The sequence below is a fragment of the Beijerinckiaceae bacterium genome (assembly GCA_004564215.1).
Lineage (GTDB): Bacteria > Pseudomonadota > Alphaproteobacteria > Rhizobiales > Beijerinckiaceae > Methylocapsa.
The window spans coordinates 140,509-159,633 of the sequence record CP024846.1; the positions used below are offsets into that span (position 1 = coordinate 140,509).

The 19,125-nt window shown below is 58.2% G+C and carries 16 protein-coding genes and 3 pseudogenes; 10 read left to right on the forward strand and 9 right to left on the reverse strand.

Annotated features, from left to right (window positions below):
- Positions 1–76: 76 nt before the first annotated feature.
- Positions 77–193: pseudogene (locus CU048_00555) on the forward strand (SAM-dependent methyltransferase).
- A gap of 68 nt (positions 194–261) precedes the next feature.
- On the opposite strand, the gene CU048_00560 reads toward CU048_00555, so the two are convergent.
- The 5 genes from CU048_00560 to lptG all read right to left on the reverse strand — a co-directional run bounded on the left by CU048_00560 (position 262) and on the right by lptG (position 7,158).
- On the reverse strand, positions 262–1,167 hold the full coding sequence (locus CU048_00560; protein QBR70018.1) for a 16S rRNA (adenine(1518)-N(6)/adenine(1519)-N(6))-dimethyltransferase: 906 nt from the start codon (positions 1,165–1,167) through the stop codon (positions 262–264).
- A gap of 40 nt (positions 1,168–1,207) precedes the next feature.
- Positions 1,208–2,260: a 4-hydroxythreonine-4-phosphate dehydrogenase PdxA gene (locus tag CU048_00565; GenBank protein QBR70019.1), complete on the reverse strand. Its 1,053-nt coding sequence runs from the start codon at positions 2,258–2,260 to the stop codon at positions 1,208–1,210.
- A 13-nt stretch (positions 2,261–2,273) separates the two neighbouring features.
- Complete coding sequence (locus tag CU048_00570; protein ID QBR70020.1) at positions 2,274–3,230, reverse strand: hypothetical protein; 957 nt, start codon at positions 3,228–3,230, stop codon at positions 2,274–2,276.
- 83 nt (positions 3,231–3,313) lie between these two features.
- On the reverse strand, positions 3,314–6,073 hold the full coding sequence (locus CU048_00575) for an LPS-assembly protein LptD (GenBank protein QBR70021.1): 2,760 nt from the start codon (positions 6,071–6,073) through the stop codon (positions 3,314–3,316).
- Entirely contained in the window at positions 6,073–7,158 is a 1,086-nt protein-coding gene (gene lptG, locus CU048_00580) for an LPS export ABC transporter permease LptG (protein ID QBR70022.1), read from the reverse strand. The genes CU048_00575 and lptG overlap by 1 nt, the downstream gene beginning before the upstream one ends.
- 586 nt (positions 7,159–7,744) lie before the next feature.
- On the opposite strand from lptG, the gene CU048_00585 reads away from it, so the two are divergent.
- From CU048_00585 to CU048_00605, 5 genes are all read left to right on the forward strand, one after another.
- Positions 7,745–9,361 carry a leucyl aminopeptidase gene (locus CU048_00585; GenBank protein ID QBR70023.1) on the forward strand — a complete coding sequence of 539 codons (1,617 nt, stop codon included), beginning with the start codon at positions 7,745–7,747 and terminating at the stop codon, positions 9,359–9,361.
- Positions 9,362–9,480: 119 nt separating this feature from the next.
- Entirely contained in the window at positions 9,481–9,933 is a 453-nt protein-coding gene (locus tag CU048_00590) for a hypothetical protein (GenBank protein QBR70024.1), read from the forward strand.
- 478 nt (positions 9,934–10,411) lie between these two features.
- A complete protein-coding gene (locus CU048_00595) occupies positions 10,412–11,143 on the forward strand; it encodes a hypothetical protein (GenBank protein ID QBR72542.1) in 732 nt (243 codons plus the stop codon).
- A 118-nt stretch (positions 11,144–11,261) separates the two neighbouring features.
- Positions 11,262–12,227, forward strand: a complete 966-nt coding sequence (locus CU048_00600) for a homoserine kinase (GenBank protein QBR70025.1) — start codon at positions 11,262–11,264, stop codon at positions 12,225–12,227.
- On the forward strand, positions 12,224–12,685 hold the full coding sequence (locus tag CU048_00605; protein QBR70026.1) for a ribonuclease HI: 462 nt from the start codon (positions 12,224–12,226) through the stop codon (positions 12,683–12,685). Before CU048_00600 ends, CU048_00605 begins: the two co-directional genes overlap by 4 nt.
- Here CU048_00605 and CU048_00610 read toward each other — a convergent pair.
- A complete protein-coding gene (locus tag CU048_00610) occupies positions 12,682–13,167 on the reverse strand; it encodes a peroxiredoxin (protein ID QBR72543.1) in 486 nt (161 codons plus the stop codon). The two genes, CU048_00605 and CU048_00610, sit on opposite strands and share 4 nt — an antisense overlap.
- 94 nt (positions 13,168–13,261) lie before the next feature.
- Positions 13,262–14,122, reverse strand: coding sequence for a hypothetical protein (locus tag CU048_00615; protein ID QBR70027.1), 861 nt, complete (start codon positions 14,120–14,122; stop codon positions 13,262–13,264).
- A 102-nt stretch (positions 14,123–14,224) separates the two neighbouring features.
- On the opposite strand from CU048_00615, the gene CU048_00620 reads away from it, so the two are divergent.
- From CU048_00620 to CU048_00630, 3 genes and pseudogenes are all read left to right on the forward strand, one after another.
- Complete coding sequence (locus CU048_00620) at positions 14,225–14,845, forward strand: hypothetical protein (protein ID QBR70028.1); 621 nt, start codon at positions 14,225–14,227, stop codon at positions 14,843–14,845.
- A gap of 11 nt (positions 14,846–14,856) precedes the next feature.
- Positions 14,857–14,973: pseudogene (locus CU048_00625) on the forward strand (SAM-dependent methyltransferase).
- Between the two features lie 7 nt (positions 14,974–14,980).
- Positions 14,981–15,085: pseudogene (locus tag CU048_00630) on the forward strand (SAM-dependent methyltransferase).
- Here CU048_00630 and CU048_00635 read toward each other — a convergent pair.
- Positions 15,083–17,956: a sensor domain-containing phosphodiesterase gene (locus tag CU048_00635; GenBank protein QBR72544.1), complete on the reverse strand. Its 2,874-nt coding sequence runs from the start codon at positions 17,954–17,956 to the stop codon at positions 15,083–15,085. The pseudogene CU048_00630 and the gene CU048_00635 sit on opposite strands and share 3 nt — an antisense overlap.
- A gap of 263 nt (positions 17,957–18,219) precedes the next feature.
- On the opposite strand from CU048_00635, the gene CU048_00640 reads away from it, so the two are divergent.
- A complete protein-coding gene (locus CU048_00640; GenBank protein QBR70029.1) occupies positions 18,220–18,567 on the forward strand; it encodes a hypothetical protein in 348 nt (115 codons plus the stop codon).
- Here the strand turns inward: CU048_00640 and CU048_00645 are convergent.
- Entirely contained in the window at positions 18,517–19,125 is a 609-nt protein-coding gene (locus tag CU048_00645; GenBank protein ID QBR70030.1) for a 30S ribosomal protein S5 alanine N-acetyltransferase, read from the reverse strand. The genes CU048_00640 and CU048_00645 overlap by 51 nt on opposite strands.

Here is a 19,125-nt window from a genome sequence, read left to right on the forward strand (position 1 = left end):
AGGCGGCGAAGAGGCCGGCGGCCGCAAGAAGAAAGATGCCGGAGGCTACCTCAATGCGCATGAACATGACCTCGACTTAGATCACGATGATTTTGGATTGACTCAATCCAAAATCACGAACGTGATCGATTCCAAAAGTTTAGAGCGGGACGCGGGCGGAAAACCGGTTTCCACTTTTCCTCATCCCGCTCTGGGATCCGGCCACGGCTGAGTGAAAACGCCAGCGCAAAAATCCACGCTCAGCGCTTCCCATTGCCGCGATTAGGACACGGGTGCGTCCGACGCCCGCATGTCTTTGAGTGTCCGGGCCAACTCAATAAATTTTTCTATGCCGATTTCTTCCGCGCGCGCGGTTGGATCGATGCCGACGCGGGCGAGCAAAGTTCCGACATAGCCACCCGCGGCCGCTTTCAGCGATTGCCGCAACATTTTTCGCCTTTGGCCGAAGGCTGCCTGAGTGACCTCGAACAATATGTGCGCATCACACGGAAGAGGTGTCGGGCGGGGAACAAGTTCGACCAGGGCCGAGGTGACTTTGGGGGGAGGCGTAAAGGCCGAGGCCGAAATATCGAACAGAATGCGGCATTCGCAACGCCAATTGCACAATACCGCCAGCCTTCCATAAGCCGCGCGTTGCGCTGGGGTCGCCACAATGCGTTCCGCCACTTCGCGCTGAAACATCAGGACGAGCCGGTCGAACCAGGGCGGCCAGGGTTCGGTTTCGAGCCAGCGGACAAGTAGCGCGGTGGCGATGTTGTAGGGCAGGTTGGCGCAAATCCGCGCGGGACTCGTTTCTCCGATGATTTTGGCCAGATCAATCTCCAGCGCATCGCCGGCGATGATTTCGAGCCGGCCCGGATAATGAGCCTCAATCTCGACTAGTGCCGCGAGGCAACGCGCGTCGCGCTCAATCGCAATAACCTTGCGAGCGCCTTCGGCAAGAAGGGCGCGTGTCAGACCGCCGGGCCCGGGTCCAACTTCGACGATCGTCGCTTCGTCCAAGGGCGCCGCGGCGCGGGCGATGCGGCCGGTGAGATTGAGGTCGAACAGAAAATTCTGACCCAGTGATTTTTTGGCGGCAAGCCCATGAGTGGCGACAACCTCGCGCAGCGGAGGAAGGCCATCGGGTTGGCCTGCGCGGGGGGATTGCGGCCCGGTTTTTCGCATCGTCAGTCCGGGGTCGAAAATTCGGAAGCAAAAGCTTCGATCATTTTTTCGCCGCGTCGTGAGCAAGAGTTCGGCGCGCGAGTGTGCTGGCAAGGCGCAGAGCGGCAATCAGACTTGCCGGATCAGCTATTCCTTTGCCGGCGATGTCAAAGGCAGTGCCATGGTCGGGCGATGTCCGGATCAATGGCAGGCCTAAAGTTACATTGACTGCGCGCTCGAAGGCGATGGTCTTGATAGGGATCAGCGCTTGATCATGATACATGGCGATGACCGCATCATAGCCCTTGCGCGCCGTCGGGTGAAATAGGCTGTCCGCGGCGTGGGGTCCGCTAACCGCCACTCCAGCCGCGGCAAGATCGGCGAGCGCAGGTGAGATGACTTCGATTTCTTCGCGTCCGATCGTGCCACCTTCGCCCGCATGAGGGTTAAGCCCCGTAAATGCCAAGCGCGGATTTCTGATCCGGAACCTCAAGGCCAGATCTCGCGCGACAATGAGGCCTGTCTCCACGAGAAGCTGGCGCGTCAGGATCGCTGGAACGCGCGACAGCGGAACATGAATCGTGGCCGGCACAACGGCGAGTTGGGGAGACCAGATCAGCATCACAGCACGGGCGGTCTCACCGAAGTAGCGTTCCGCCAATTCGGCCAAGAATTCCGTGTGCCCCGGATAGCGAAAACTTGCCCGATAGAAAATTTCCTTGGCGATCGGATTGGTGACGATGGCCGAAGCCTCGCCGGTCCGAATGAGGCGAACCGCTGTTTCGATCGAGGCGATCGTTCCCACGGCGTCCCGCACATCCGGTGCGCCCGGCAGTCCTGCCACGGGATGCTGAGAGACGACAACCGGAAGCGCCCGACGAAATACCTGCCGAGCCTCCGCGCCAGCGCCGACGATCTCGATTGGAACCTTCAGGTCCAAATCGCGCGCGATCGCGGCAAGATGGTTTGGTTCGGCCACCACCATGAAAGGCGGCGCGTCGATGTCTTCATGCGTCCTGAGCCAAGCCTTCAACGAGATTTCGCAACCGATGCCCGAAGGATCACCCTGCGTCAAAGCCAAAGGAAGAATTTTTGCCGGCACCCGTCGCGCCATCAGGAAGCTGCCATCAATGCTTCACAACCACCGCTTTTGCACGGATCTCTTTCAAACGGCGTTCGCTATCGGCCGCGATATGGGCCGCAAGCAGCTTTTGCGAAATTGCGGCACGCGCGGCGCTATCGTCCTTCGCGGCACCCTTGCTACAGAGCGCGATCATCTCGACCCCCTCCATGGAGCGTTGCGGTGCCGTCAAATGGCCGGTTGGCGTCTTATCCAGAAGCTCACGCAGAGCCTCGCTGATCTCCGCCGAAGTTTTCGTCAAAGGATCGCGGACCGTTACGTCATTGAGAGAGCGGGCGAGGGGAAGACCCGTCTCGCAATCGGTGAACCGCGACCGCAATTGCTCGGCTTCATGGGCGCGTTCGTTCAACGTTGCAACGGTCGCGGTATGGGGTATGGCGAAGATGACTTGGCGTACTTGATATTCCGTTCCCGCAGCTGACTTGCCACCTTGCTTGGCGATCTCCTCGCGAACTTGCGCCTCACTCGCCTCGACTCCCTTGTTCAAGGCTTGGACCAGAACATAAAAGGCGACCTCGGACCGGAAATGGGCCTTGAAGTGGTCAGGCGTTACGCCGGCGCGCTGCAAGGCCTCGACCAGCGCGTCCGGAGACATTTTCATTTGTTGCGCGACCTTGATGATTTCCTGCGAAATATCGCTGTCTCTCGGGGAGACGCTAAACTTCCCCGCTTCATGGATTTTGAGTCGGTCGGTGAAAAGGCTTTCGATCGCGGCGTCCCGGGTTGCCGGCTTGCGAAGGACGCGAAGCATTTTCATGCGTTCGTCGATATCGATGTTGGTGATCGGATCGCCGTTGATGCTGGCGACGATCGCCTGAGCAAACGCTTTGCCGCCATCGAAGGGCGCCAAGCCTATTGTCAAAGCGAGGGCGAGGCACAGGCCGAAGGCCGCATTGGCGATACGCACGTCAAACCGCTTGCGCGCATCGAGTCCACTTTCCATGGCGTTTTCTCTCCTTGTTATTGCGGCCTGAACTTGCGGCCATTACGGCACGCCGGCCAAGGCCATGGGCGGGACTGGCGGCATCAATATTTTACACCATCCAAGGTGGAGGTGTTTAAGAAGGTCTGCTTGACCTTGGCGTCCCCCAAAGTGTGCAGCTGCAGTTGGAAGAGCACGGTCTGATTATGCGCCAGCGTGCCGCTTCCTGCGTCTTGATAGATCGAGCTGTAGTTCACCGTAAATGTTGTGCACTCGTCCTGATAGCCCCCGCCTACCCCGTAGGAGGCGACTGCGAAGGGACCAGGGTTCGAGTAGCCGATGATATAGGGGGGATAAAGATGGCGGCTCATGTCGAACGTAATATTGCCCTGCGCGAAATAATTATCGCTGATTTTATAGCGCGAGGAGACCGCCAGGCCTTCGCGCCGCACGTCATAGCCGATGACCGGTTGAGCCTGATAATTCGCAAATTGAATGGAGCCGGTCAACGCCCCGAAATTATAGGTCGTCACGAGGTCGACGCGGCGAGCCGCCAGTGAGCTGGTATCGAACCGAGCCTTGGCGATGAACGAGAAAATTGAGGTCGGCGCAAGAGTGAAGGCTGCCACATAGTCGGAAAGCCTTGTATCCAGCCCCGAACTCAGACCGACATTGGCCGCATCCGGGGTCGCATAGGAATTCGGGCCTGCGAGCTGATAGGATTGTCCAGCGATCAGATTGGCGTAGCCACCCCCATTAAAATTGGTGGTGAGCTGGGCGCCGTAATTCAATCTGGTGCCGGTTTCGAACCGATCGTAACCGGAATATTTGCTCCAATCGAACAGGTTGGATTCGTCGAAGACAAGGCTTTGCGCGTCAAGATTCACAAGCGAATTCGAACCGATTTGCTGGTTAGGCCGTATAATGATCTGGCCGATGGGTTCAAAGACGATCGAGGCGAAACTCGTCTTGGCGTAGAACGGATAGCGATAGTCGAGGCCGGCCCCCGGGATGACTTCGCCGAAGAAGCTCGCGTTCTGAGTACCGAGAAAGTTTTGCTGCGCGGCATTGTAATAGGTCGAGATGCCTGCCGCCGACGCAAACGTATAGGAACGCGACGTATCAAAGTTGAGCCATTCGCCGTTGAACCGAGCGAAGGCAAACGGTGTAAAGACTTCGCCGATCGGATCGATGTATTGACGTTTCCAGGACGCTTGGGCCGTGGCGCGGGTGTAATCGCCGCCCACTCCGCGCAGAAGGCAGGTGCCGGTGACCTGGCCCGGAATATAGTTCAGACAGATATCATAGAGACCATAGGCCCTGTCCAGAACCCGTGGCCCGACCGCCTGAAAACTCGCCGAGCTTGCCGAAAGGCTTGTCAGATTGAAATCGAGTTCCGCCTGTCCGCCAATGCCGAAAGAACGCGCCGGGTCGATGTCGAATGTCTTGTTATAGTCCCAAACCGGATGGGCCAAAGGCTGCTGGGGTTGAAAATCATGGCTCGACAACCCCTCGAAATAATAGCCGCGGAGATCGAAATAGCCTCGTTCGCCTTGACCGGTGAGGTAGACGGAGGACGTCGTTTCGCTGAAATAATTCGTTGAAAGGGTCTGGCTCGGCACATGGTAATCGTTGAGATACCATTTGTCGGACAACAAGGTGAATTCCCAGCCGAATTTCCATTGATCGGCGATCTGGAACAAGCCCTTGCTTTCGAACGACCCACGCAGGGTTCTATCAGCGGCACCATAGGGCGAGGGGGCGAAGGCTGCCGGATTCTGCTGAGCGATTCCGGTGGCTCGGATGGAATACTCCCCATTTTCCAGCCTTTGACGCCATTCCGCGCTAGCAAAGAAGCCCTGCTGGGAAAAATAGGTCGGGGTGAATGTCAAATCATAATCGGGGGCGAGCGCCCAGAATATTGGAATGCCGATGCCGCCGCCAAGCACCGAACTATAGCCGAGGTAGGGAGACAATATTCCGGACTTGCGCGTGACCGTCGGATCGGGCGCGGAAAAGAAAGGCACATAAGCGATCGGGATTCCGAGGAATTCCAGCGCGGCATCCTCGTAATAGATCATGTGCTCGTCGTTCTTATGGATGATGCGCTTTGCACGCACCCGCCACAGAGGCGGCTTGTCGGGATTATCTTTGCAGGCATCGCAGGCGGTGTAGGTTCCCTTGTCGAAGACCGTGGTATCGCCCTCGATCCGCTCTGCACGCGGGGCGCTGAAATAGGTTCTGTAGGTGCCGGGCGGGTCGCCTGAGGTGTTGACCGGGACGCCCGGGACGGGCCGAATTGGCTTGGAAGGCGTTTCGGCGCGCAAGCTTTCGATGAAGCCGTCGCGGAAATCTTCGGTTAGATCGAACCGATCTCCGTGCAGTACCGTGCCATCGGCCTCGGTCAGTCTCGCATGACCCTCGGCATAAACGCGGCCGTTGTTGCGATTATACACGACGCGATCAGCTTCGAGGATCCGGTCCTTGTAATAAACTCTTGCATTGCCCTCGGCCGACACGGTGTTTTTGTCGGTGTCGTAGCGAAGTTCGGTCGCCTCGACGAACATCTTCTTAGGTTGGACCGGAGCCGCTGCACGATCATTGGATGTTTGCGCCGCGGCGGGGCGCTCCGTGGCGACCATCGTGCAAACCAAGGCGAGCCACAGCGCAAGCGAAATCGTCACGCAACGCGGCGTCCTGGCCGCCGCGCTCGGGCGGTTCTCGACCGTTGCTTGTCGACGCTGTCTTTCCAGCCCCGAGCCCTGTGGCTGCTGGGTCTGAAACCGCGTTCCGCTTCCCAAGCCGGCGCATCCCGCGCGAAGGGCGAGGGCGATTACGCTGCCGGGGCAAAAACGCCGCCCCATTAACCGTCCTCCTGGTTTAGCAAAGCGACCGCGCCGAGCAGGCTGGCAACGACCGCGGGCGCCCAAGCGGCGACAGGCGGGCTCAGCAAGCCGGCCCCGCCCAGATCGCCCACGAATTTGGTTGCCACGTAAAGCACGAAGCCTGCGCCCACGCCACCGAAAACCATTTTTTCAATGCCACCAAAACGAAAAAACCTTAAGGAAAAGGCCGCGGCGATCAAAACCATCGCAATAAAGAGCAGGGGGCGCGCCAAAAGCATATGATATTGCAGCCGATAACCGGTTCCATCGAGGCCCGCGGCCTCGGTTACATCCCGAACGGCTGGCAAGTCCCAAAACGGGACGGAATCCGGGGCAACCGCGCCTTGCACGATCTGGTCCGCCGAGAGGCTGGTCGCAAGAAGATAGGTGCCCGCGGAAAAGCTTTCTTCGCCCGGCGACATGACCTGTACGTGGTCGAACTGCCAGACCCCCGGCAGGAGCTTGCCTACCCGCGCCTCGATCCATTGCTCGAAGACGCCGGCGCGATTGTAGATGTAGGCGGTCGCCGACGTCAGGCGAGTGCCGTCTGCCGACGCTTGCTTGGCTCGGATAAAGGCCTCTCCATCGACGCTTTTTTGCCGGATCCATAGGCTCGCGTCATCGTTTCGCTTGCTGTCGCGACCAAACAGGGTCGCCTCGATCTGGTCTGCGCGATGCTTCATCACCGCGGACATCGGATTGAACAGCGTCACCCAGATGATTCCAATTGCGGCGGCAATGGCAACGGGGGGGAGCATGAACCCCCACACCGAGACGCCGACGGCTCGGGCGATCAGCAATTCGAGCTTGCGGGTCAAACTGAGAAACGTCGCCATGGCGCCGAACAATACGCAGAACGGAAGGATTTGCTCGGAAACCGAGGGAACCCGGAGGAAGGTGAGATAGGCGATATAATGAACCGAGAGGCCCTGTATGTCCCCCGTGCGGCGTAAAAGTTCGACGAAATCTATGACATAGACCATGCCGAAGATCATCAGAAACACGGCCGTGATCATCTGCAGAAACCGCAAGGAAAGGTAACGACCGAAAGTGAATCCGATCATGCGATGCCCGTCCGACGGTCGAAATTGCCAAGGAGTAGTCCGGTCAAGGCGGGCAGGGCGGCTTCGGCCGGCCGACCCAACGGCGCTCTGAAGGCCGGCTTCCGCAAGCGGCAAGCCGAGTCGGCGTTGGTCTTTCGGGGGACGCTACCCGAGCGATGGATTTTACCCAAGGTCATGCCGCCTCCCGCTACAAACTTGTGCTGCTCGAAGCAAGCCATTATGGCTCCCGCCGGCGGTTTCATCTTGCGCGATTTGGCTTATAGAGGCGTCGCTTTTGGGGGGACGGCCCGCGCTGAGGTTGGTACTACGCATGTGCGGTAGAACCCAAACAATAAGGAATGGCGGTTTTTAGGCGAATAAAATGGTCTTAAGGTAAGGATTTCAAATCGTTTTGCGCGCTGGGGCGGCTCCGACGCACGGGAAGGCGGCGTTTGCGGGTGCCGGACGTCCTCTTTAACCTGCTGAGCTGACGCATTCTGAGAACACGATGCGAACAGACCGGCGCCGTCTCCGCAAAAGCTCGCTGAATCCGAGACCAGATAATTGTGTCAATTTGCCGTGATCGCACGATCGTGCTGGGGAACAGATGAACGAACCGATGAACATCGAAATTGTCGCCCTGAATAAATTGGAGCCGCAGGCGCCATCGGCGCCCACCGGCCTGCCTGCCGACGAGCGCGCCCTGGTTATTTTTACCGACCAGAATTTTGCGTTTGGCGCGGCTACCCTTCGCGTCATCGGTCCGCAAGGCGAGGCCTTGGTTAAGAAGGCCGCAAGTGCCGTCAAATTCAAAGGAAAAGCGCAGAGTGCGCTTGATCTGATCGCACCCTCCGGCTTCACCGCCGCGCGCTTGCTCGTGATCGGGACCGGCTCCCCGCCAGACAACATTGAAAAAGGTGGCGAAAGCAAAAGCAAAAAAGAATCGCTGCCGAAACCAGGAGATTTTGCTGGCCTCGGAGGCTTCGTTGTTGGCAAGTTGGGGCGCGGAACAAAAGCGATTATAGCATTCGACTTACCGCGCGCGCCCAAGGATCCCGCGCGTGCGGCTGCCGAATTCATGCTTGGCATGCGGCTTCGCGACTACCGCTTCGATGACTACAAGACAAAGAAAAAGGACGACGAAGCGTCCAATGAAGCAGCGGAATTCGTGCTTGCCGTGGATAAGCCGGCCGCCGTCCGCCGCGATGCCAAGGGTGAAGAGGCGGTCACCCACGGGGTGCTGACCGCGCGTTCGCTTGTCAACGAGCCCGCGAATATTCTGTTTCCGGAAGAGTTCGCAAACCGCGCCAAGGCGCTTGCGAAATTCGGCGTTGAAGTCACGGTGCTTGATGAGAACGCGATGCGTGAACTCGGCATGGGCGCTCTCCTCGGGGTCGGGCAGGGGTCCGTGCGCGAGAGCCGCGCCGTAATTCTGCGCTGGCGCGGGTCGAAGAGCGCGAAGGAAGAACCGAAAGAGAACCCCAAAGGGAAGCGAAAATCTCTTGCCTTCGTCGGCAAAGGCGTTTGTTTCGACACGGGCGGAATCTCGATCAAACCCGCCGCCGGCATGGAAGATATGAAGGGAGACATGGCGGGAGCCGCCACCGTCGTTGGGCTTATGCAGGCCCTCGCGGAACGCAAGGCCAAGGCGGATGTGGTCGGTGTCATTGGGCTTGTCGAAAACATGCCGGGGCCGCGCGCGCAGCGTCCCGGCGATATCGTGAAATCCATGTCCGGCCAGACGATCGAGGTCATCAATACCGATGCCGAAGGGCGTCTCGTGCTTGCTGACCTCTTGTGGTATGTCCAGGCAAAGTTCAAACCGAAATTCATCGTCGATCTTGCCACCCTCACCGGCGCGATTCTTGTGGCCCTCGGCCAGGAGCATGCCGGGCTTTTTGCCAATGACGATGAATTGGCTGAAAGGCTCCTCGACGCCGGCACGCTCACCGGCGAAAAGCTTTGGCGCCTGCCGCTCGGCGCGGCCTATGATAAAATGATCGACTCGAAATTCGCCGATATGAAAAACACGGGCGGGCGACACGCGGGGTCGATCACGGCGGCGCAATTCCTGCAGCGCTTCGTCAACGGAACCCCGTGGGCGCATCTCGACATTGCAGGGACGGGAATGGGCTCCCCGACAAGCGACATCAATCAAAGCTGGGGCTCGGGGTTTGGGGTGAGACTTCTCGACCGTTTCATCGCGGACTATTACGAGGACTAACGTTGCGCTGGCGCCTCGGGCGCTGGGGGCTCGACTTTGCACCTACAGCGGTCCATCTCTTAAGGGCTTCCGATCGAGCTTTCTGCTTGAGGTGGAACAAACGTACCAGGGAGAGTCGCATGCAAGCCATCATCGCGGGGCTGATTTCGGTTTTTCTGCTGACCCTCATGGAGCCTGCATTGGCGGCGAAGGCGAAGTCGGACGGGGTGCCGACATTCGATGTCGCCAGCTCTTGCAAGGCTGCGCGGGCTTATGCCGGCGATGACAAGGACCTCGCCTATCGCGGCTGTATGAAAGACGAAACCGATGCGCGGGCGGAGATGGTCAAAAAATGGAGTCGGTTCAAGGCGGCGGACCGGCAGGACTGCGTTGCGCAAGGCGCGGAGCCGATGCCGAGCTATGTTGAAATTTTGACCTGCTTGGAAATGAGCGAGCAGGCGGGAGATCTCTTTTTGCCGAGTGGCGCTGCCCGCGGGACCAAGTCGCCGCCGCCCCCTGGCGATTCGACGATGCCGTCGCAATTGCCTCCAACGTCGCCCAATGCCGATTCCAAAAGCGTCAAGCCCGAGTGAGACTCTCGAATTCCTGCTTTTTATGATCTGATAACTGACGAAAAGATTTACACAGTAGGAATCTTGTGGTAGCAAAGTTATAGATACAGCAGTTGATTTTAAGTCCTATTGCCTAGCGGAAATGCGCATAAAAAAAGGGGCGAAGATAAACTCTCCGCCCCTTTTAGTCCGGTCCATGACCTCTTCTTTCGTCCTTGCCTTCGCCACGAAGGCTACGCCACTGCGGCGAGCGGCCAAAAGAATAGGCGTCCTCCCAAGACTTGGACTACTGCGCCGAACTTATAACGGCTTCGACCTTGAACGGCTTACGACGGCAACTTAGCTCACACAAGAGGCAATGTCCACGCACAATTAGGCATTTTGTCTCCTGTGAAGCACGAATCAAAAAATATTTGCTGCCCAGCTGATTTTGATCTCAAAAATTTTGCGACGCGATACGCACGACCTGATAAATGGAAGTCGGGTCGTGGGACGAGCGATGACGATTTTGCCGCCAGAGGAACAACCTCCCTTGCCGGAAATCAGTCCGGCCATTAGCCCGTGGGGTCTCAGTCTCGGAGGCCGCATCCGCAATTGGTTCCTGACCGGTGTTGTCGTTGCCGGCCCGCTGGCAATTACGGCCTACATTGTCTGGTGGTTCGTCGACACCATCGACAATTGGGTCAAGCGGATCGTGCCCGTCAGATTTTTGCCCGATAGCTATTTGCCCTTTCAGCTGCCGGGCCTCGGAGTGATCTTTGCCTTCATCGGCCTTACACTGTTGGGGTTCTTAGCCGCCAATCTTGCGGGCCGCACCTTGATCCGCCTTGGCGAGGCGACGCTCACGCATATGCCGGTCGTCCGCTCGATCTACAAAGGCGTGAAGCAAATTTTTGAAACGGTGTTTTCCCAATCGGGGACAACATTTCGCAAGGTGGGGATGATCGAGTTTCCTGGCGAAGGCCGGTGGTCGCTTGTTTTCATCTGCACGCCACCTGGCGCGTCTATCGCCAAGCATCTCTCGGATGGAGAGCATATTTCGGTGTTCTTGCCCTGCACGCCGAATCCGACGACGGGGTTCTATTTCTTTTTGCCGGTGCGCGATGTCGTCGAATTGGAAATGAGCCCGGACGATGCCGCCAAGCTCATCATGTCCTGCGGTGTCATTCAGCCGGAGGCCAAGACGGTTCTGGCGCATCTTGCCAAAAGCCGGGAGCATGCGCCTGTGTAGCCCGGCTCGCTTGGGCGACTTCAAGCCTGAGGCTCGGGTTTGACTCTTGCGCTTGTATCGCTAACAGGAGCAAGGGCTGCGGATTCTCCGCGCTTTAACTGATTGCGGCGGATGCCCTATGGCCGTCTACACGGAAATCGACGATGCGGAGCTTGCCGTCTTTCTCGGTGAGTATGATCTTGGCCACGTGCTGTCTTTGAAAGGAATCGCCGAAGGCGTCGAGAACTCCAATTATTTTCTCCACGTCGACGCCGGATATTACATCCTCACTCTCTATGAAAAGCGGGTGGACGAAGCGGATCTGCCGTTCTTTCTGGGGCTGATGGAACATCTCGCCAGCCATGGACTGAATTGTCCGCAACCTGTGCGAAACAGGCATGGCGGCGCCCTAGGCCGGATCGCGGGACGCCCGGCTGCCATCGTAACTTTTCTCGAAGGGATTTGGCGCACCGGTGCAAGTCCCGAGCGTTGTGCCGCCGTGGGCGACGCGCTCGGCAAGCTGCATCGGGCTGGCGCCGATTTTGACGGGTCCCGGCGCAATACGCTGGGTCCGGATGCTTGGCCCGTTCTGTTCGATCAGGCGCGCGCGCGCGCCGATAGCGTTCAGCCGGGACTGTCTGCCGCAATTGCCGAAGAGCTGAATTTTCTCGCGGCGAACTGGCCCGAGCATCTGCCAAGAGGCATTATCCATGCCGATCTTTTTCCCGATAATGTGTTGTTCCTCGAAAGCAAATTATCCGGGCTTATCGATTTCTATTTCGCCTGCACGGAGCAGCTTGCTTATGATCTCGCAATCTGTCTGAACGCATGGTGTTTCGAGCCGGATGGATCATTCAACATCACCAAGGGCTCGGCTTTCTTCAGCGCTTACGGCAAGATCCGTGAACTCACCGCAGAAGAAGCGGAGGTGTTTCCGATTCTGGCGCGCGGCGCTGCAATGCGGTTTGCTCTGACACGCTTGGTCGATTGGTTGAACGTTCCGCCAAACGCCCTTGTTCACCCTAAAGACCCGCTCGAATATGTAAAGAAACTGCGCTTCCATCAAACCATCGGGAACGCGCGCGAACTCGGTTTGGTGCGATGAGCGAGGAAGTAACCATTTGGACCGACGGGGCTTGTTCCGGCAATCCAGGTCCCGGAGGGTGGGGCGCGATTCTCCGTTTCGGAGCGCAGGAAAAAGAGCTTTCGGGCGGCGAGGCGTTGACCACCAACAATCGAATGGAGCTGTTGGCCGCGATTGAAGCGCTCGAGGCCCTCAATCGGGCCTGCACGGTTCATCTTTATACCGACTCCAATTATCTGAAGGGCGGTATCACCGCATGGATCAACTCGTGGAAGCGCAATGGTTGGCGCACCGCCGATAAAAAGCCGGTCAAGAATATCGAGCTATGGCAGAGGCTCGATGCCGCCACGACCCGGCACACCATCGATTGGCGTTGGGTGAAGGGCCATGCGGAGGATGTCATGAACGAGCGTGCGGATGCTTTGGCGCGCAAAGGCATGGCGCCATTTCTAAGCAGCAAAAAGCAATCGGCTTTTTAAAGCTGCTTCAATAAGGCTTCCGCGCTTGAGGTTTCGACCTTGCCTGGCCCCGCCTCGACGTTGAGCCGTCGCACCACGCCATTGTCGACGACCATCGCATAGCGCTGCGAGCGGACGCCGAGCGCGCGGTCGGTGAGATCGAGCGAAAGCCCAATGGCTTTTGCAAAATCTCCATTTCCATCGGCGAGGAAACTGATTTTGGAATCAGCTCCGGAGCTTTTGGCCCAAGCATCCATAACAAAAATATCATTGACGCTGGTCACGGCGATTTCATCAACGCCCTGTGCTTTGAATTCATCGCTGTTGGCAATAAATCCAGGTAAATGCTGTTTATCGCACAAGGGAGTAAAGGCACCTGGCACGCCAAACAGGATCACCTTCCGGTCTTTGAAAATCTGATCCGTTGTCCTCAATTGAGGGCCGTCCGAAGTCATGACGGTAAAGGTGGCCTTGGGAATGGGATCGCCTGTTTGGATCGACATCGCTGTTTCCTTTTGCCAACAAGGCTGCGCCGGAACCGATAACGCCGCGCGGCTCATCGCGACGGCGTCTCGGCAAAGGTCACTTAGAAGCGATTCAAGGCGCTGAAATGGCGTCGAGTTCCACAGCGAATTCGTAGCTTTGCTTTTCGTTGCGCACGGTTAAGGTCACGGGAGGAACCCGTGTTTCGGCGCCCGGCTGTTCGACTTCGACGATAAAGAATTCATTGGGCCGGCCGGTCTTGTGGGTTGCAAAATACCAGCCGGGGGGCCCTTCGGCGAAAAGATCCAGGGCGTCGTTTTGTAAGGAAACGCGCCATGTCGGCACAGATGCGGCTTTGTCGCGATCAATCTTGACTTTGGCGTCGCGCTCTTCAGGTGGCAGGCGGAGCGGCACCGTCGCTTCCGCCGCATCGATCGCGCTGGCTTCCGCGCTGGGCCCCCGATGGTCAGGGAGGAGAGGCAGCTTAGCCTCCGCCTTGGACGGCACGCAAATCCGCTCGCAGACTGCATAGGAAAGGTTCAGAACCAGAAGTGAAGGCTGATTGGCGTCTTTTGGGATCACGTGAATGGGAAAAGTGACACGGTCGCGATATCCGAAGGCTTCGGTTCCGGCTTCATCGATACGGAGGGGGACAGGGTAAAACACCTCGACACCAGCGACGTTCGTCGAGCCCTCGAACGAAAAGACCGGAGGGACGCCGGCATCCCCCGGCATGCGCCAATAGGTGAGGGCTCCGGGACTGAGGCGGAGCTCTATACCGGCTCGATAAAAGCGCCCCGGGGAGCCATCCCCAGCGGCGATCAGCCGCAAGGAAGATTTTTGTCCCTCCGTCCAGGTACTCGCATAAGGTTCGGACTGGGCTTTCTTTACAAAGGGGGAAGGCGCGAGAATTGTGCAAATAAGCACAAATACAGCTTTCCAAGCGAATATTGTAAGCTGGAAAGACTTTTGCATGGAGCTAACCGATCGTTGACTGAGACAGGCAATTTAGGTCCCATCTCGACATGTCGCAACTGGGACTGTCTCACTTAAGTTTGACCTGACGAGGACTTGGACATGGGCTCGATTGTTCCCCCCGCCGCCCCGCCGCAAAACCAGAGCGGCTTTCTTGATGGGCAGTTGCTTATTGCCATGCCGGGCATCGCGGATGATCGTTTCGCCCGCTCGGTCGTTTATGTCTGCGCCCATTCCGAGGAAGGCGCGATGGGCATCGTCGTCAATTGTCCAGCCCAGAAGGTCGATTTTCCGCAACTTCTTGTCCAACTCAAGGTGATCGGTCCCGACGAAGCCATTCGCTTGCCGGCGGTGGCGAGTTCCGTTCAAGTGTTGAACGGCGGCCCCGTCGATTCAAGCCGCGGCTTTGTCCTGCATTCCAATGATTTTTCGATCGATAATTCGACCCTGGCAATCGGCGGCGGCGTATCGCTGACGGCGACAATCGACATTTTGCGCGCTATCGCAAACGGCTCAGGTCCCGACCGGGCTCTATTGGCGCTCGGCTATGCAGGATGGTCGGCGGGCCAGCTGGAAAACGAAATGCAGCACAATGGTTGGCTCACGTGCCCGGCCGATCCTAGCCTCATTTTCGATTCCGCGTTGAGTTCCAAATATGAGCGCGCCCTGCGGAAAGTCGGCATTGATCCAGGTCGGCTGTCTTCGGATGCCGGGCACGCCTAAAGCAGTTTCCTCTAGATCACGATGATTTTGGAATGACTCAATCCAAAATCATGAACGTGATCGATTCCAAAAATTTAGAGCGGGATGCTGGCGGAAAACCGGTTTCCACTTTTCCTCATCCCGCTCTATCACGATGATTTTGGAATGACTCAATCCAAAATCATGAACGTGATCGATTCCAAAAATTTAGAGCGGGATGCTGGCGGAAAACCGGTTTCCACTTTTCCTCATCCAACTCTAGGCTGCGGCCGTCGCGGCCCCGACCAGTTTGCGCGCTTCGATGGCGCTGATCGGATGTCCGAACGTATAGCCCTGCGCGTATTCGCAACCGAGCTGATAGAGTTCGATGGCATCCGATTCAGTCTCGGCACCTTCGGCAATGACCTCCATGCCGAGGTCATGCGCGAGCGTCACAATCGAACGCAGAATGGTGGGCCGCGTCCCTTTTCCATTCTGGTGGACCAAGGATTGGTCGATCTTGAGCATGTCGAACGGAAATCTTTGCAGGTAGACTAAAGACGAATAGCCGGTGCCGAAGTCATCGAGCGAAAGGCCGGCGCCCAAATCGCGAATACGATTTAGCATCTGCGCCGCGTATTCCGGATTTTCCAGCACGAGACTTTCACTCAATTCGAGCTTTAAGCTGCCCGGGCTCACATTGGAGCGGGCCAGCACCGCCTTGACGTCTTGCAGAAGCTCATGGCGAAGCAATTGGCGCGAGGAAATATTGACGCTTGCAAAAATCGGCGGTTCGACGTCGAGCGCGCTTTGCCAAGCAGAAAGCTCCCGCGCGGTTCGTTCCAGCGCGAAGAGGCCAAGATCGACAATCAGACCGGTATCTTCGGCAACCTGAACAAAGTCGGCTGGACCGAGGCGCCCTAGACGCGGATGATCCCATCGGAGCAAGGATTCGAAACCTGCGACGGTTCGATCCTCGAGCCGCACGATCGGTTGGAACAGAACCTTTATTTCGCCGCGATCGAGCGCGCGGCGCAAATCGGCTTCGAGGCCGAAGCGATCCGAGCGCAGCATCCGCATGGATGGCCTGAACACTTCGATCCGATTGCCGCCCATCCGCTTGGCGTGCCGCATCGCGATGTCCGCGTCTTTGAGCATCTCTTCGCGCGTGGGATGCAGCTGAGGATCGAAAAGCGCAAGGCCGATCGAAGCCGTGAGCGGGATTTCCTTTTCGTTGAAGATCACGGGCGTCGACACAACCCGGCGGATGACGTTGACGAGCGCGCTGATCTGGTCGGTCTCGAATTCCGAGACGATCAGAATGGCAAATTGATCCCCGGTGAGCCGGGCAAGCGTATCTTGCGGCCTCAGAATGCGGGCAAGTCGGCGAGCGACGGTCAGAAGAATTGAATCCGCGGCGGAGAGGCCGGCGGATTCATTGATCTGCTTGAACCGGTCGATGTCTATGCTGACGACGGAAGGTCGGATCCGATTGTCGGTTTGGGCATTGGTGAGTGCCGCATCGATGCGATCGAAAAAGAGCTCCCGGTTCGGCAAGCCGGTCAGATTGTCGTGGACCGCATCGTGCAGCAGCCGTTCCTCGGCGATCTTGGCTTCGGTGACATCTCCGAGGGTGCCAACGATCCGTACCACTTCACCGTCGGCCCCGACGACCGGCCTGGCTTTCATGCGGAACCAGTAATAGTCCGCGCCGGCTCCCCGCAGCCGGAATTCCTGGTTGATCCGCCCACGCCTTTGTTCGAGCATGGTGTCGAGGCAAGCGCGAAAGCGATCTCGTTCCGAGGGGTGCAGGACACTCAGCCAAGCCGCCGCCGGCCCTTCGAGGGCGCCGCGGGGAAGGCCCAATTGCAACTCTACTTCCGGGCTGACGTAAACGCGGTCGGAAGCCACGTCCCAATCGAAAATGACGTCGCCGCTTCCGGTCAAGGCTAGCGCCTTGCGTTCGCTATCGGATAGGCCGCCGGATCCAAGCGCGCTGCCGGCAAACGCATTCTGCATGATGGTGAAACCGATCAGCATCACAATGAGGACAAGGCCGCCAATCAGCGCCGGCGAGACAAGATCGTTGGTCAGCGTTCCAGTGACTGTGAAGGCGGCCCCGATAATCCAGATAAGCAGCAGGAACCAGGTTGGAATCAGCATGACGGCGCGGTCGTAACCGTGGGTCGACAAATAGAGGACGAGGACAAAGCCGGCGCCCGCGATGGTGGCGAGCGAAATGCGCGCCACTCCGGCCGCGACCGGCGCGTCATAAATGGCGAGACCCACCAAAGCGGCAAGAAAGATCAACCAGGCAGCGGCCACATGCGAGGCGCGCACATGCCAACGATTGAGCTTGAGATAGGCAAAAAGAAAAACAAGCAGCGTTGCTGCGAGGGTGGTCTCGGTGCATGCACGCCAAACTCGATCGGATTGGCCTTCCGTGCCGAAGATCTTGCTCCAGAAGCCAAAGTCGATGCAGACATAGGCAAGCACGGTCCAGGCGAGGGCGGCTGCGGCCGGAAAGATTACGGCGCCCTTGACGACAAAGACGATGGTAAGAAAAAGGGCCAGTAGGCCGGCCACCCCAATGACGATGCCCTTATAGAGGGCAAGGCTCGTTACCTTGTCTTTGTAGGCTTCGGGTTCCCAAAGATAGAGCTGGGGAAGGTTGGGAGTTCGAAGTTCCGCGACGTAGGTCACCGTAGTGCCCGGATCGAGCGTCAAACGGAAGACGTCGGCGTCGGAGCTTTCGTCGCGCTCGATCGGAAATCCCTGGCTGGCCGTAATCGCCGAAATACGGGAAGACCCGAGATCGGGCCAGATCACGCCGGATCCGACCAGCCGAAAATGGGGCGCAACGAGCAGTCTTTCGATCTGCTCGCTGGTGTCGTTGGTGAGCGCGAAGACGATCCAATCCGGGCGGGTTCCTTCATCGCGCGCGCGCACTTCGATGCGGCGAACGATGCCGTCGGAACCGGGCGCCGTCGAAACGAGGAGCCGGTCGCTTTCGGAATGATAGGTCTCGAAAGCCTTGGTGAGATCGATGGCCTGCGCCTCGAGCGGCACGCGCACGGATTCGATCGCGTGGGCTGGGAGAAGCCCCGCCGCCAGCACCGCGATCACAGCCAAGAAACGCAAATAATACACGATGCTCGACAAAAGGCGTTTGTCCTGCGTGGTAAGCCGGGCCAACGAACATGAGCAAAGAGACCCAGCCGGCGGCAAAGATTGGTAAGGCTTAACGTGGTACCCGGCAAGTGCAGCGAAAACCGTTCGCCATGAAAACGGCGTTGATTTGCCTAGCAAGACAATGGAATGCGGCGAAGGCAAGACTAAACTCACCGTGTATGGCAAGCGACTTCTTTCGGCGCGGTGGATCGCAAGTCCTACAAAGACGCCTGGCCGTGCCATTCATGGTACTCGAAACCGCCTCCCGCATAGGCGATACCACTCGGCCATGCCTTGATTTTCAAGACGATAGCTTGCTTGCTTCCGGCAAAGAGGCGGCGCGCGGACTCATGATTGTTTGCCTGCAGGAAAGTGATGGTGAATTTATGACCATCCTCGCAGCTTTAGCTGACCTTGGGCACGGCGAAAGCGGAAGATACGCCGGTCAGGGTCGCAAGGCCCCAAACGACGGTTCGACGAAAGATCATTGCGAAACCCTTCCTGACCTTTCGTGGCGCAGAAGCCTTGCGACCGGCGCGCCTTCAGTTGCTGCGGCGGGGCAGGCGGAGCGGGGCCGGATCGGTTTCGAGTAAACCATAGAGCAAATGGTCTTGCCAGACGCCATTGATCCGTAGATAGGCGCGCGCATAGCCCTCTCGTGTAAAACCGAGGTGCTCCAATAATCGCATCGAAGGGTCGTTGTGGGGCAGGCAGGACGCCTCGATGCGGTGCAAGCGCAAGGTCGTGAACGCATAGCCGATGACCGCCCGGACCGCGGCCGACATCAATCCATGGCCAGCGTAGGGCTCGCCGATCCAATAGCCAATGGTGGCCGACTGGACGACGCCGCGCTTGATTTGACCGAGGGTCAAACCGCCGACAAGCTCATGATTGTCTCGAAAGATCAAAAAAGGATAGGCTTCATCATTGTCGATTTCCTGTTGATTGCGGCGCAATCGGCGACGGAAGGCGACGCGGGTCAGATCATCGCCAGGCCAGGTCGGTTCCCATGGCGCAAGAAACCTGCGGCTGCGTTCGCGGAGATCCGCCCAGGCTTCGTAATCCCGCATTTCGGCGGGCCGAAGATAAATGCCTTCGCCCCGCACGAGGGTGGTCGCGCGGCCCACCGGATTGAGACGGAAGAGTGCCAC

Excerpts from the sequence above, each read along its gene's own strand:
- CU048_00590 (QBR70024.1), top strand. The coding sequence starts at position 9,481 with ATGCAAGCCATCATCGCGGGGCTGATTTCGGTTTTTCTGCTGACCCTC.
- CU048_00610 (QBR72543.1), bottom strand. The coding sequence starts at position 13,167 with ATGTCGATCCAAACAGGCGATCCCATTCCCAAGGCCACCTTTACCGTC.
- CU048_00640 (QBR70029.1), top strand. The coding sequence starts at position 18,220 with ATGGTACTCGAAACCGCCTCCCGCATAGGCGATACCACTCGGCCATGC.
- CU048_00605 (QBR70026.1), top strand. The coding sequence starts at position 12,224 with ATGAGCGAGGAAGTAACCATTTGGACCGACGGGGCTTGTTCCGGCAAT.
- CU048_00620 (QBR70028.1), top strand. The coding sequence starts at position 14,225 with ATGGGCTCGATTGTTCCCCCCGCCGCCCCGCCGCAAAACCAGAGCGGC.
- lptG (QBR70022.1), bottom strand. The coding sequence starts at position 7,158 with ATGATCGGATTCACTTTCGGTCGTTACCTTTCCTTGCGGTTTCTGCAG.
- CU048_00585 (QBR70023.1), top strand. The coding sequence starts at position 7,745 with ATGAACGAACCGATGAACATCGAAATTGTCGCCCTGAATAAATTGGAG.
- CU048_00565 (QBR70019.1), bottom strand. The coding sequence starts at position 2,260 with ATGGCGCGACGGGTGCCGGCAAAAATTCTTCCTTTGGCTTTGACGCAG.
- CU048_00575 (QBR70021.1), bottom strand. The coding sequence starts at position 6,073 with ATGGGGCGGCGTTTTTGCCCCGGCAGCGTAATCGCCCTCGCCCTTCGC.
- CU048_00560 (QBR70018.1), bottom strand. The coding sequence starts at position 1,167 with ATGCGAAAAACCGGGCCGCAATCCCCCCGCGCAGGCCAACCCGATGGC.
- CU048_00570 (QBR70020.1), bottom strand. The coding sequence starts at position 3,230 with ATGGAAAGTGGACTCGATGCGCGCAAGCGGTTTGACGTGCGTATCGCC.
- CU048_00595 (QBR72542.1), top strand. The coding sequence starts at position 10,412 with ATGACGATTTTGCCGCCAGAGGAACAACCTCCCTTGCCGGAAATCAGT.
- CU048_00615 (QBR70027.1), bottom strand. The coding sequence starts at position 14,122 with ATGCAAAAGTCTTTCCAGCTTACAATATTCGCTTGGAAAGCTGTATTT.
- CU048_00600 (QBR70025.1), top strand. The coding sequence starts at position 11,262 with ATGGCCGTCTACACGGAAATCGACGATGCGGAGCTTGCCGTCTTTCTC.